Below are 13860 nucleotides of genomic sequence, written 5' to 3'. Positions count from 1 at the left end.
CGGCACTCGGCTTTCCCGAGTTTCACCCCCTCCAACGGATGACCGGTGCGCCTTCCCCAGGTCTGCCAGGGGCGCGCGACCCCATCGACCCGCCTGGCTGGTCGATGGGTTGCAACGTTTCGCTGGATTTAGCCGGCGACTGGGGTACGCCAGTCATCGGAGCCCGAAGTACCGGAGACTTCGTGGGTCCAGGTGATCTTGCGGTAGGTGAACTCGACGTCCTCCAGGTGGGTGAAATGCGCGTTCGACGGGTCCTGGCAGTTGTGCATGTAGTCTTTGATGTCGACGATGATCGCGTCTTCCAGGGTGGTGGTGAAGTAGTGCTCCTGGGTGCCGGCGGCAGAGGTGCGGAACCACTGGATTTCGATCTTGCTCAGGCGCTCACCGGAGGTCAGGGCCGCGAGCAGCAGCGGTGAAGCCTTGTCGAAAACCTTGGTGATCTTCACCGGTTTGTGTACCCGTTGGCCGGTGGGCTGACCGGACTGCGGATCGCGGGGGATGATCACTTCATGACTGAAGCCCTGGACCATGACCTGATCTTCGTGACCTTCCTGGTAGGTGTTGCCAACGGAGTCAGCGGTGAAGGCACCGGCGGTGATCAGACCTTGTTTGGTCCCGGTGACGGACATGTACGCTGGGGTTGCCATTGTTGCTCTCCTTGCTTGGACATACGGAAAACCGGAGGCCTGAATGGCCGCCGGGCTCCAGGGACATCTCAAGAGTCATGCCAACTTGCCAATAACCCTTGTCAATCAATCACTTGAAGAAAATGCAGGGTTCAACAGGCTGTTTCCAACCGAAATTCCCACAGAAAGTGCGCAAGAAGTTGCGCAGTACTGCGCAACTTCTTGCGCACTCCTCTGTACAGCCCCGGCCATCAGGCCTACAGCCATGTGCCCACAGGCTTATCCACATTTGAGTGCGCAACTTCTTGCGCATCAAGGCCAAAAGCCATCAGGGGCAATGCAGGTAGCCGGGGGCGGCCAAGGCACGGGCTCACCCGGCGGCACCCGGGGGCTGCCGTCCCCGCCACCCGGCGACTTTAGTTCTGGTCCGATCCTCCGCTCTTCGGGAGTCGGCTATAAAGCTCGCCACAACCTCACCGCGGGCAGGCCGATGAATTTCGCTTGCCATGCATTGGTGATTTTCCAGTGCTTTTTTCGCTGTTAATCTTGCCGCCATGACCCATGCCTCCTCCCACCGCCCCCACATTGCCTGGACGCTGTATTTCTGCGTGCTGTTCAACGTGTTCGTCTGCGGTCTGGGCCATGGGCAGATGGTCGGGCTGGAGCTCAATGGCGTCGGCGGGCAGTTCTGTTCCGCCATGGGCAACCCGGGCCCGGCGCTGGACGCTGACTTCAGTGATCAGGCCGCCGCCGGCGGGCTGAGCACGTTCATGTGCCCATTGTGCTCGGCAGTGAGCCTGGGCATCGCGCTGCTGTTTTGCCTGGGCTGGATGTTGCGCCGCCAACGCCCGCCACGGCTGGGGGGCGAGCAGCGCAGCAAGGCGCCGCCACGTTATTCCTGGCCTGCGCTCAATCCCCGGGCACCGCCACTGGGCTGACTCGCCCTGGCGACCGCATCAGACGGTCGCGCTTTCTCGTCCTCCGGCATTAGCTGCACGGTCGCTGTGGCGACGGCTGCCGGACGCTGTTCGATGATTTTTTTTCGAGTCCGAGTCCATGAAGTTCCTGTATCGCTCCCCCAGTTGCGCGGCGCTGTGCTGTGCCCTGTCGTTCAATGCCCTGGCCGATGCCCCGCTGCAAATGCCGCAGATGCGCATCAGCGCCGATGAAGCGCCACAAACCGGTCTGCAACTCGATACCCAGACCAGCACCGGCTCGCGCCTGGGCCTGACCCCGCGGGAAACCCCGGCGACGGTCAATGTGGTCAACCGCCAGCAGATCGAGCAGCGCGGCGCTGCCAACACCCAGGACATGCTTGCCAGCGTGCCGGGGATGAACGCCGCCGCGTCACCGGGCGTGCCCGGGTTCGTCTCGTATCGCGGGTTTTCCGGCTCGCAGATCACCCAGCTGTTCAACGGCATCAGCGTGCAATACGACTCCATTGCGGCGCGCCCGGTGGACAGTTGGATCTACGACCGGGTCGAGGCCGTCGGCGGGCCGTCGAGCTTTCTCTATGGCGCCGGCGCCGTGGGCGGTTCGATCAACTACATCACCAAGTTGCCGTCGCGCACCGAGTCGTTCAATGAAGGGCGGGTCAGCTATGGCTCCTACGACAGCCGCGAAACCTCCTTCGGTTTCAACCATGCGCTGAACGACGGGGCAGGGCCGCGGCATTACGCGCGCTTCGATGTCAGTCACACCACCAGCAACGGTTATGTCGACCGCGAGCAGCGCGATGCCTGGACCACGGTGTTTTCCCTGTTGACGGATTTCAACGACCAGCTGTCCCACACCTTGGCTTACGAGTACCAGAACGAAAGCGTCGACAGCCCTTACTGGGGCACGCCGGCGCTGAATCCGCTGGGGGGCAAGATGGAGGTGGACCAGAGCCGGCGCTTCGAGAACTACAACGTCAGCGACGGTCGTTATGAACAGCGGGTGCAATGGCTGCGCTCGATCATCGACTATCAGGTCAATGACCGTACTTCCGTGCGCAACACCCTGTACCACTACAACGCCGACCGCGAATACCGCAACCTGGAAACCTACGCCTACAACAGCAGCAACACCCAGGTGAACCGCTCCGGCATCCTGCTCCAGCGTCACGCTCAGGAGCTCAATGGCAATCGCTTCGAACTGCTGCATCACAACAGCCTGTTCGGCCTCGACAGCCAGTGGTCGGCGGGTATCGATTACAGCCACAACGTGATGAGCAACTACCCGCGCTCGGTGTCGGGCTCGCTGCCTGGGGTCGATCCGGACGCCTTTGATCCGGGCAGCTTCTGGGACTTGCCGGGCATGCAGCGCGGCTTCGAGAAGAACCGCCGCAACCAGGTGGACACCTGGGCCCTGTTCCTGGAAAACCGCCTGCAACTGACCGATCGCCTGTCCCTGCTCAGTGGCCTGCGCCATGACCAGATCGACCTGCAAGTGACCAACTACCGCGCGGTCACCGAGGCCAACCCGGCGTTCTTCCAGCGTAAATACCGGCCCACCACCGGGCGCCTGGGGCTGGTCTATGAGCTGACGCCGGCGGCCAACGTCTACGTGCAATACAGCACCGCCGCCGATCCACCGGCGGGGATTTTGACCACCGCCAGCTACGGTCAGGTGCGCGACTTTGACCTCAGCACCGGCAATCAATGGGAGATCGGCAGCAAGTTCGATTTCCTCGATGGCCGCGGCTCGGCGACCCTGGCCGCCTACCGCATCGAACGCAAGAACCTGTCCACCGCCGATCCGAGCAACCCCGGCAGCAGCCAGCCGGTGGGCCAGCAATCGTCCCGGGGCGTGGAGCTGGCGGGCTCGTTGCGGGTGACGCCCAAGCTGTTGGCCGAAGGCAACTTCGCCTACGTCGACGCCCAATACGATGAGTTCTATGAAAACGTCGGCGGGCGGCCGGTGTCGCGCAAGGGCAACAGCCCCACCAACACCCCGGACAAGGTGGGCAACCTGTGGCTGACCTACGACATTGCCCCGTCCTGGCAGGTCGGGACCGATGCACGCTACGTGTCGTCGATGTACGCCAACGCAGCCAATACTCGCTATGCCCCGGCCTACACGATCTTCGGCGCTTTCGTCGGCTACCAGTTGAATGCCGATACGCGGATCACCGGTCGGGTGCGCAACCTCACCGATCAGGTCTACGCCCGTACCACTGCGCCCACCCAGCTGTACCTGGGGGCGCCGCGGACCTTCGAGCTGGCGCTGCAAACGCGCTTTTAACCTGAGACAGCGGGGCGTCCGATGGCGCCCCGCGCATTTGCGAGCAGCCTGTGATGAAGCGTTACCTGTACCTCTGGCACCGTTGGCTGGGCATAGTGGCCTGCCTGTTCATGGCCCTGTGGTTTATTTCCGGGGTGGTGATGCTGTATGTCGGCTACCCCAAGTTGACCCCCGCCGAGCATCTGGCGCACTTGCCGGCGCTGGTCCTGGACGAGCAAAGCGCCGACCTGGAACAGGTGCTGCATGCCGCCGACCCGCAACATCCGCCTTCGAGCATCCGCCTGACCACGGTGGCCGGCGCGCCCCGTTACATTCTCGAATACCCCGGGCCGCGCAAGGTGGCGATCGAGGCTGATAGCGGCCTGCAGGCGCTGCCCACCGATCGGGTCGAGGCCCTGGCGGCGGCCCGGCAGTTTGCGCCGGGCGTGGCGGTGCGTGATCGCGGGACAGTGAACGGCGACATGTGGAGCCAATCCCGAGCCCTGGACGCCGATCGGCCCTTGCTGCGGGTGGCCACCGCCGATGCCGAACGACGTCTGCTGTATGTTTCCGGCACCACGGGCGAGGTGGTGCGCGATGCCACCGCCACCGAACGTGGCTGGAACTGGATCGGTGCCTGGCTGCACTGGCTGTACCCGCTGCGGGGCATCGGCATCGATGGCGCCTGGGGGCCGATCGTCACTTACCTGTCCCTGGCCGCGACCCTGATGGCCGTGCTCGGCTTGGCGGTGGGCGTGCTGCGCTGGCGCTTCAAACGCACCTATCGCAACGGCTCGCACTCGCCGTACCAGGGTTTTGCCCGCTGGCATCACCTGGGCGGCATGCTGTTCGGTGTGCTGCTGATCACCTGGATCTTCAGCGGCCTGATGTCGATGAACCCGTGGCGGATCTTCAGCAGTGCCCAGCCCTTGTCGGTGACGGCCTACCAGGGCGGATCGCTGCACGCGGCGGCTTTCCCCCTGAGTGCGGCCCAGGCCCTGCAGCGCTTTGCCGATGACGGCCTGCAGGCCCGGGAGCTGGAGTGGCGGATGATCGGCGGCCAGGGGTATGTGATTGGCTACGACGGTGCCGGGCGCACGCGGATTCTGGCCATGGCCGAGAACCAAGTGCTGCGTCAGTTCAACCCCGACACCTTGCGGCAGGCGGCCTGGGCCATTCGCCCCGAGCGGCCGATGATCGTCCAGCCACTGGCCGCCTACGATTTCTATTACTACGCTCGGGAGCCCCAGAGCATGATGGGCCACCTGCAGCAGCGCCTGCCGGTGCTGCGGGTGCGCTTCGACGACCCGGCCCAGACCTGGCTGCACCTGGATCTTCACACCGGGGCGATCACCGGGCAGTTGGATCAGCCGCGCCGCGCTTCGCGCTGGCTGTTCGCTCTGTTGCACAGCTGGGACTGGCTGCCGCTGCTGGCCAACCGACCCTTGTGGGACCTGTGGATGATCCTGTTCAGCGCCGCAGGCCTACTGATCAGCGTCAGCGGCGTGGTGCTGGGCTGGCGTCGCCTGGGGCGTTCATTGCGTGCGCGTCGGCGGTGAACGGGGGGAGGGCGCAATACCGCGACCTGGATCAGGGTTATGCAGTATTTGTGTCCCTCCCCGACGATTTAAGCCACCGCTCCCGGCCCCAGCGGTGATAATGCCCGCCTGCTCATTTCCCTACTGCTTCTGGAGCCCGTCGCGCCCATGTTCGTCATCACCCCGCAGGACCCCGAACTCTATCGCCGGCAAACTCGCCGCAGCACCCTGATCATCGCCCTGGTGTTCATCGTCCTGGCCATGCTGTTTTCCAGCGCGGCGGTGGCGGTGTTCGGCCAGCCCGGCGGCGATAACCTGGTGTGGAATGCCGGTGGTGTGTTCACCGGGCTGGTGATCAGCGCCGTGCTGTTGCGCACGGTGTTCTGGACCCAGCCGTGGATGGCCTCGGCGGTGTATGGCTGGCGCCTCAAGCGCAGCCTGATGCGGGTGACCAATGTCATGCATCAGGTCACCGCCGGGGTGGCGGCGCGAGACCCTGCGGCCCTCAAGCTGCTGCGTTTCTATCACCTGGGGCTGACCCAGATGCATCAGCTGGACGCCAACTCCAGTGCCCACGGGCAGATGCATGGCGAAGTGGAGCGCCACCTGGCGCTGCTGGCCGAGCAGGGCATCGACCCGCAACAGGAGCGCCTGGAGGCGCAGTGGCTGGAAGCGGTCAAGGTGCACCAGCCGCGCTGACGTTCAGGTTGATCCGCTAGCCCTGCCTCAGGGCTGCGGATCATCCAGGTAGCGCCACAAGGCCTCGGCCATTTCGTTGGACTGGCCACTGCGGCCAAACAGCTTCTGGCCGATATTCAGCCCCAGCTGGCGATAACTCTCGAACTGCGCTTCGTCGAAGAACTGGTCCACCGTGCTCTGGTTGGGAAAGCCCGGGTTGGCCCGGGCGTAGTTGAGTACGTCCGGTGTCAGCCCGGCGATCAGCCGCGGCTTGAGCACCAGGATCCGGCAGTGGGGTGTGGCTGCGATGTCCGCCTGGGTGTCGGGGCTATGGGCATAGACGTTGAGCAGCAAGGCGCACTTCTGACTGTCGGCGCTCGGTGGCTGGCGAAACTCTTGCTGGCTGGCGAACAGCGCCTTGAGTTGGGGATGGGCCAGCACCCCCGGGTCTTCGCGGATCTCCAGGGCCTGGTCGATGCGCGCCAGGCGCACCAGATTGGCCAGGTCGTCGAACTGGTAATCCGGATCGCAGCCGCTGTCGCAGGTGACGATCAGTTCCACCCCGCGCCCCTCACGCAGCAACTCGTAGGTGGCGGTGTTTTCGAAATGCCCGCCGTCGGACAGGTACTGGTAGTCGCGCCGATGCCCATGAAAGCGCGAGGTCAGCTCATAGAACAGATAGGCCTGGGTGCTGAAGTAGGTCCAGGGCGTCAGGTCACGGGGCACCCAATGTTGCTGTCCGGGATCGACGAAGTGGCTGGGCCACCAGATGCCCAGGCGTATGTTGGCCAGTCCCAGGATCAGCGACATGCCCAGGCTGTTGGCTCGCCCCAGGCCGGTGCTGAAGGCGGCGCCGGAGACGCCAATCCACTGGCCCAGGCTCAGGGGACTCATGATTTCCGAGGTCGAGCCCTGGCTCAGGTCACGGCGGTAGGGCTTGCCATCGAGGGTGTAGCGTTCCGCCGGACCGTCGCTGGCGATGCCGCCTTCGGCTGCGGGAGCCCAGTTCGGCGCGATGCACAGCGGCTTGCCCTTGCGGTCGCGCTGCACCAGTTGCTCGGCGGGGTCCACCGTCAGGTTCATGGTGACGTTGATCAGGTGCACCGGTCCGGCACTGGGGGTGGCGTAGTACTGCTGCAGCGACAGGTCGTCGCTGGACATCGGCTCGGCCACGCTGAGGTAGGTGCGGCGCTGCTGGGGCGGGCCGTTGAAGCGCCGGCCATTGGACGCGCCGAGGTAGGCGCGGGTCAGCCGGGCGCTGTAGAAGGCCTGGAGCGACGAGGTGTTGAGAAAGCCGATGAAGCGCCCACTGACGCAAACCAGCAAGGCCGTCACCAGGCTCAAGGCCAGCAGGCGCCAGACTGCAGCGGCGCTGTAGCTGATGGCGCCACCGTCATGGGCGACCCATTGCACCAGCAGCGCCCAGCACAGGCACAACAGGCTCAACAGCAGGCATCCGGCAACCAGCGCCAGTACATCCAGGGGCAGTTTGCGCATCCAGTCGGGCAGCGGTTTTTCATCCTTGAGCAGCACCAGGCGGCGCACCAGCCACACCAGCAGCGCCAGCAGCATGGGCGTGGCCAGGGCCTGATAGTCCAGCAGGTAGCGATACAGTGCCTGGGCACCGGTCACCAGCAAGGCCAGGAAACCGAGAATGGCCACCGCCGCCATGGCCCGCCCCAGGGCGCGGGTGATCTGCACCCGGTAGTTGCGCACACAGTTGTTGCAGATGCTGTCCTTGGCTGGGTCTCGGTGATCCGCCAGCCGGCGGACCAGCCGGTGGGTGATCAGCAGCGCATTGCTGCCGACCAGCGCGGCCGACAGGGCCAGGGTGCCCACCACCTGCCATTGGGCCAGGTCATAGGCCAGGGCGCCGCCGATCCACAGGCCGGTGACGATGGCCAGCATGAAGCGAAATGCCGGGTTGCCAAGGTTGGGTGGCTGGTCCAGGTCGCCTTGGGGGATCACCAGCCAGTACGCCACGGCGCAGGGCAGGGCGAACAGCAGGGCAGCCATCAGCGGCCACAGCAGCAGGCTGGCCTGGCTCAGCACCTGGAACAGGGTCAGCAGGCTGAGCATCAACAGGATCGGCATGCCGATCATGGCGTGCAGCGACAGCCAGTTGCGCCAGGTCATGGCCAGGGCATAGAGCATGTCGCCGGAGCCGGTGGGCGTCAGGTAGCGGCCGTTTTCCCGCAGCCAGGCTCCCGGTCCCCGGCCCACGGGCTGCTGGGCGTAGTCGACGCCGGTGCTGATACGTCCCGGCGGCTCGAAGCGCAGTGCCTGGTAGGCATCGCGGGCGGCCTGGCCCACGGGGTCCTGGAGGTCTCGGTCGCGCAGGCGTCCGGGGAGGAACAGGCTGGAGAAGAAACTGCCGATATAGCCGCCGCCACTGACCGTGGACAGGTAGTCGATGCGCGACAGCAGGCTGTGCTCTGTGGCGGTTTCGGGTACTGGCTGGAGTGGGGGCGTGGAGGGCGTCGCCGGTGCCGGCGCCCGGGCCATGGCTTGCAGGACGCCGAGGCAGAAGGTGGCGCTGCGGATGCCGCCACCGGACAGTGCCAGGCCCCAGTTGCCACGCTGGGGCGTGGTTTGCCCGGGGGCTTGCTGATGCAGGCTCAGGCGTCTGAAACGAATGCGCTGTTGCTCGATCTGGTACGGGTTCGCGTCGGATGTCATGGGCCTTCCTTGGGAGACGGAGGGGGCAGGATCTGGGGGAGCCCTGGATCGGTTGCCCCGGCGAGCGCCCAGCAGAATACCGGATGCGCTGGCTCCGGTGGGCGACACCGGCGCAAGTCGGGAGGGCTGACCGGGCATGTGGCGGATGCAAGGGGTGAAGGCGCTTGATGCGTCTGGCGCATGGAAAAAACAACCCTGGTTATAACGTTAGATTTTATTCATATAAATGGACATAAGCTTTAGCCGCTATGCTGCCGCCAGTTTTTGACCTGGCCGTGTGATTTGTAGGGTTTTATTGATGGATGTGGGTAATTTCGGTTTTGTAATCGCAGGCCTGGTAGTGGGATTCATCGTGGGCATGACCGGGGTGGGCGGCGGCTCGCTGATGACCCCGATCCTGCTCTGGTTCGGCATCAACCCCGCCACCGCAGTGGGCACTGACCTGCTGTACGCCGCCATCACCAAGTCCGGTGGGGTGCTGGTGCATCAGAAAAACCGCAATATCGACTGGCGCATCACCGGCTGGCTGACCCTGGGCAGCGTGCCGGCGGTGCTGGCCACCCTATGGTTCTTGAACAACCTGGACTCCGATCCCCAGGCCTTGAACGCGGTGATCAAGCAGGGGCTGGGGTTCGTCCTGCTGCTCACGGCCCTGGCCATTGTCTTCAAGAAGAAGCTCATGGCCTTCGCCCAGCGCCACGGTAGCGACTATCAGCCAAGCCCCCGCGGTCTCAATGGCCTGACGGTGGTCACCGGGCTGATCCTCGGCACCATGGTCGCGCTGACCTCCATCGGTGCCGGCGCCCTGGGCACTGTGGCGCTGTTCATCCTCTATCCGTTCCTGGCCACCAAGCGCCTGGTGGGCACCGAAATCGCCCACGCCGTGCCCCTGACCCTGGTGGCCGGCCTGGGCCATGCCAGCATGGGCAACATGGACTGGCACCTGCTGGGGTTCCTGCTGATGGGCTCGCTGCCGGGGATCTGGATCGGCAGCCACATGACCGGACGGATCTCCGACGAGATCCTGCGGCCGTGCCTGGCGGTCATGCTGTTTTCCATCGGCTACAAGCTGGCTTTCTGATTCCTCTGCGGCCGGGCCAGTTCAGGCCCGGCGATACAGCGCCAGAAACCCCGCCAGCGAGAGCATGGCCGCGCCGCAGCATTGATTGAGCCGGCGCATGCCGGTCTGGGTGAGGAACTTCGCCGCCTGCACTCCGCCGGCGGCATACAGCCCCATCACCAGCACTTCCACCAGCGCGGTGACCAGCGCCAGGGTGGCGTACTGGGCGAAGACCGGCTGGGCGGGATCGACGAATTGCGGCAGGAAGGCAGTGAAGAACAGCAGCACCTTGGGGTTGGTCATGGCCACCGAGAAACTGCGACGGAACACCTCGCCACGTTGCGAGCCGGCCCGCACCTGCTGCTCGCCCAGGGCCTGGGGCGTGCTGCGCCAGAGCTGGATGCCGAGCCAGGCCAGGTAGCACACGCCGACCCACTTCAAGACCATGAACAACTGCTGCGAGGCCATCAGCATGGCCCCCAGGCCCAGGCCCACCGCGGCAATGATCAGCACATCCGAGAGCGCCGCACCGGCCATGCCCACCGCCACCAGCTGGCGATTGCGCGAGGTGCCGTTGGCCATGGCCAGCAGCGAAGTGGGGCCGGGGATCACGGCGCCGATAAAGCAGCTTGAGGTGTAGAGCAGCAGGGTCGTGGTGTTCATCGAGGCGTTCTCGTCAGGCCGATGGGCGTTGCGTTGACGGAGGATGCCCCAAGCCCGGCGTGGTTTAAAGGCATCAGGAGGATTCCCGGTGACAGATCTGAAACGGCCTTCGAGGCAGCTAACTTCCGTGGATTCCAGGGGTCAGTTATCCTGCGCAGGCCTTTGTTTGGCAGTGCTGCCCCTTTTTTCCTTGTGTGATGCGGTCCATGACTATTTCCTCTTCTGATGGTGCAGCTCCCCAGACCTGGCGTGGCGGCGAGACCGGTGCCGCCATCCGCCAGTTCGATTGGTCGCAGACTGCGGTGGGCCCCCGGGAGCATTGGCCGAGCCTGCTGCACAGCACCTTGGGCCTGGTGCTCGAATCCCCTGAAAGTCTGTACCTGCTATGGGGCCCGCAGAAGCAGTTCTTTTTCAACGACGCCTATCGTCCGGTGCTGGGGCCGCGTCTGGCCAATGCCCTGGGGCAGACCATCGAGACGCTCTGGGCCGATGCCTGGCCGGATGTGCAGCCCATGGTCGAGCAGGCGTTTCGCGGCCAGGCCTGTCGTCACGAAGACCTGCCGGTGAACATGCAGCGCTATCCCGGAGAGGAACTGACCTGGTGGTCGTTTTCCATGAGCCCGGTATTCGACGAGCGCCAGGAGCAGGTGCTGGGGGTGCTCTGCCACACCGTGGAAACCACCGCACGGGTGCGCCTGGGGCTGCATGCCCGGCTCACCGAGGCGCGCCTGCGGGAGACCCGCGAGCTCAATACCCGGGTGCTGGCCAGCAGCAATGACTGCATCAAGGTGCTGGACCTCGATGGTCAGTTGTCGTTCATGAGCGAGGGTGGCCTGCGGGTCATGGAGGTCAGTGACTTCAACGCCATTGCCGGCTGCCCCTGGCCGGACTTCTGGCAGGGCCAGGGCAACCTCGACGCCCAGGCCGCCATCGCCGCCGCCCAGGCCGGGGAGTCGGCGCGGTTCCAGGGCGCCGCCAATACCCTGGCCGGCAACGCCAAGTGGTGGGATGTGCAAGTCACGCCGATGCTCGATGAGGCCGGTCAGCCGGAGAAGATCCTCTGCATTTCCCGGGACATCACTGCTACCCGCGAGGCCGAGGAGCAATTGCGCCGCCTCAACGAGTCCCTGGAACAGCGAGTCCAGGAGCGTACCCAGGAACGCGACCGGATCTGGCAACTGTCCACCGACCTGATGCTGGTGGCGGATTTCAACGGGCGCATCGTCGCCGTGAACCCGGCCTGGACCCGATTGCTGGGCTGGCAGCGGCACGAACTCGAAGGCAGCAGCTTCTACGATTTTATCCACCCCCAGGACAGCGTGGCGGCGGTCAACGCCTGTACCGAACTGGCTCTGGGCCAGAGTTTCTCTCGGGTGGAAAACCGCTTTCGGCACAAGGACGGCAGCTATCGCTGGGTGTCCTGGAGTGCCGTGCCCGACCCTCAGCACCTGCATGCCGTGGGGCGTGACATTCAGGCCGAGCGTGAAGCCGCGCAGGCGCTGCGCAAGACCGAGGACATCCTGCGCCAGGCACAGAAGATGGAGGCGGTGGGGCAACTGACCGGTGGTGTCGCCCACGACTTCAACAACCTGCTGACGGTGATCCGCTCGTCCACCGACTTGCTGCGGCGCAACCTCAGCGAGGAGCGCCGGCAGCTGTACATCGATGCCATTTCCGACACCGTGGATCGCGCCAGCAAACTCACCGGCCAGCTCCTGGCCTATGCCCGCCAACAGAATCTGCGTCCGGAAACCTTCGATGTCGGCGTCAGCGTGCAACTGCTGGCACAGATGATCAATCCGCTGATCGGCGCCTGCATCGAACTGCGTATCGAACTGCCGCAGCAATCGTGCTGCATCCATGCCGATGCCGGCCAGTTCGATACCGCGCTGATCAATATGGCGGTCAATGCCCGGGACGCCATGCAGGGCGAGGGCCTGCTGGTGATAGCCGTGGAACGGGTCGGGCAGATTCCCGCCAGCACCAGCCAGGGCGCCCAGAACGGTGACTTTGTCGCGGTGTCTCTGACCGATACCGGCGCCGGCATCGACCCGCAGCAGATCGAGCGGATCTTCGAGCCCTTCTTCACCACCAAGGAGGTGGGCAAGGGCACCGGGCTGGGCCTGTCCCAGGTGTTCGGTTTTGCCAAGCAGTCCGGCGGCGGCCTGGTGGTTCACAGCCAGCCGGGGCAGGGCACGCGCTTTACCTTGTACCTGCCGCGCTCCGAAGCCGTGGTCAGCCCGTCAGCACCCGCTTGCCCGGGGCCGCTGCTGGTGGATGGCCAGGGCGCCACGCTGCTGGTGGTGGAAGACAATCCCGAGGTGGGCGTGCTGTTGGCCCAGGCCTTGAACGAGCTGGGCTACCAGACCGAATGGGCCACCAGCGCCATCGAGGCGCTGCGTCGCCTGAGCCAGGAACCGGGGGTGTTCCAGGCGGTGTTTTCCGATGTGGTGATGCCCGGCATGAGCGGCATCGAACTGGCCACCCGCATCCGCAGTGATTACCCCGGACTGCCGGTGATCCTCACCAGCGGCTATAGCCCGGCCCTGGCCCAGGGCCAGACCCGGGAGTTCGTGTTCCTGCAGAAACCCTACTCGGTGGCGGCCCTGGCCCAGGCCTTGAGTGCCGCGATCGGCAACGACCTGCCGCTGTGACACAGGCCGCCGCTTAGGGCTGGTGGCTGCCCTTCATCCATTCCTGGGCCGAGCGCCACAGGCAGATCCCCAGAAAATAGGCCGAAGCCGCCAGCCACAGGCCCATGATCGGCGGGCTGTGCAACGGGTGGCTGAGGATCAGCAGCGCGCCGCTGAGCAGCCAGACGAACGTCACGATGATGTTCAGCGGCATCCACTTGCGCACCCGGAATGGATGCAGGAACTGCACCCGGGTGGCGGTCAGCAGGGCCAGGGCGAAGATGCTCAGCAAGCTCAGCCAGGGGCCGGGCTCGATCAGGTAGAAGCACAGGGCGACCACATTCCAGGCGGCGGGAAAACCCTGGAAGTAGTTGTCGTGGCTCTTCATGTTGACGTTGCAGAAGCACAACAGCGACGACAGCAGGATCAGTGAGGTGGCCAGCAGCGCGCTGTACTCCGGCAGAGGAATGTAGCGGTAGATGAACAACGCCGGGATGAACACATAGGTCAGGTAGTCGATCACCAGGTCGAGCACCGAACCGTCGATGTTGGGCAGCACCGAGCTGGTCTTGACCTTGCGCGCCAGGGAGCCGTCGACGCCATCCACCAGCAGCGCCACCCCCAGCCACAACAGGCAGGCCTTGGGCTGGTTGTCGAACAGTGCCAGGGTGGCGAGCAGGGCGCTGACCACTCCGGTGGCGGTGAAGCCATGGGCGCCCCAGGCTTTGATTCTGGCGATTTGCAGGGTCGATATCACGGGGCGTTTCTCCGGCGGCTGT

Annotated in this window: 10 protein-coding genes; 6 read left to right on the top strand and 4 right to left on the bottom strand. The window is 64.9% G+C overall.

What is annotated here, in order from left to right:
• Positions 1 to 128: 128 nt before the first annotated feature.
• A complete protein-coding gene (locus tag ACSSVC_RS25255; protein ID WP_025129830.1) occupies positions 129 to 647 on the bottom strand; it encodes an Hcp family type VI secretion system effector in 519 nt (172 codons plus the stop codon).
• Between the two features lie 533 nt (positions 648 to 1180).
• Here ACSSVC_RS25255 and ACSSVC_RS25250 point away from each other — a divergent pair.
• The 4 genes from ACSSVC_RS25250 (at position 1181) to ACSSVC_RS25235 (ending at position 6067) form a co-directional block, all read left to right on the top strand.
• Positions 1181 to 1564 (top strand): DUF2946 family protein, encoded by a 384-nt coding sequence (locus ACSSVC_RS25250; protein ID WP_346635202.1) that lies wholly within the window; start codon positions 1181 to 1183, stop codon positions 1562 to 1564.
• 118 nt (positions 1565 to 1682) lie between these two features.
• Complete coding sequence (locus tag ACSSVC_RS25245; protein WP_492611609.1) at positions 1683 to 3851, top strand: TonB-dependent receptor; 2169 nt, start codon at positions 1683 to 1685, stop codon at positions 3849 to 3851.
• 53 nt (positions 3852 to 3904) lie between these two features.
• Complete coding sequence (locus ACSSVC_RS25240) at positions 3905 to 5389, top strand: PepSY domain-containing protein (RefSeq protein WP_492611608.1); 1485 nt, start codon at positions 3905 to 3907, stop codon at positions 5387 to 5389.
• A gap of 147 nt (positions 5390 to 5536) precedes the next feature.
• Positions 5537 to 6067, top strand: a complete 531-nt coding sequence (locus ACSSVC_RS25235) for a DUF3087 domain-containing protein (RefSeq protein WP_346635199.1) — start codon at positions 5537 to 5539, stop codon at positions 6065 to 6067.
• 27 nt (positions 6068 to 6094) lie between these two features.
• Here ACSSVC_RS25235 and ACSSVC_RS25230 read toward each other — a convergent pair whose 3' ends face one another.
• Positions 6095 to 8725 (bottom strand): hypothetical protein, encoded by a 2631-nt coding sequence (locus ACSSVC_RS25230; RefSeq protein ID WP_492611607.1) that lies wholly within the window; start codon positions 8723 to 8725, stop codon positions 6095 to 6097.
• Between the two features lie 298 nt (positions 8726 to 9023).
• Here ACSSVC_RS25230 and ACSSVC_RS25225 point away from each other — a divergent pair, with 298 nt between their 5' ends.
• On the top strand, positions 9024 to 9806 hold the full coding sequence (locus ACSSVC_RS25225; RefSeq protein ID WP_346635197.1) for a sulfite exporter TauE/SafE family protein: 783 nt from the start codon (positions 9024 to 9026) through the stop codon (positions 9804 to 9806).
• Between the two features lie 21 nt (positions 9807 to 9827).
• Here ACSSVC_RS25225 and ACSSVC_RS25220 read toward each other — a convergent pair whose 3' ends face one another.
• Positions 9828 to 10448: a LysE family translocator gene (locus ACSSVC_RS25220; protein WP_492611606.1), complete on the bottom strand. Its 621-nt coding sequence runs from the start codon at positions 10446 to 10448 to the stop codon at positions 9828 to 9830.
• Positions 10449 to 10654: 206 nt separating this feature from the next.
• Here ACSSVC_RS25220 and ACSSVC_RS25215 point away from each other — a divergent pair, with 206 nt between their 5' ends.
• Complete coding sequence (locus ACSSVC_RS25215) at positions 10655 to 13102, top strand: PAS domain-containing protein (RefSeq protein ID WP_346635195.1); 2448 nt, start codon at positions 10655 to 10657, stop codon at positions 13100 to 13102.
• Between the two features lie 13 nt (positions 13103 to 13115).
• Here the strand turns inward: ACSSVC_RS25215 and pcsA are convergent, their stop codons facing one another.
• Positions 13116 to 13838 carry a phosphatidylcholine synthase gene (gene pcsA, locus ACSSVC_RS25210; protein ID WP_404937347.1) on the bottom strand — a complete coding sequence of 241 codons (723 nt, stop codon included), beginning with the start codon at positions 13836 to 13838 and terminating at the stop codon, positions 13116 to 13118.
• Between the last annotated feature and the right edge of the window lie 22 nt (positions 13839 to 13860).

The sequence above is a fragment of the Pseudomonas sp. E1BtOHC1 genome, assembly GCF_058744285.1.
Note: the sequence above shows the minus strand (reverse complement) of the source record. Positions and strands in the feature narration are given on the sequence as shown.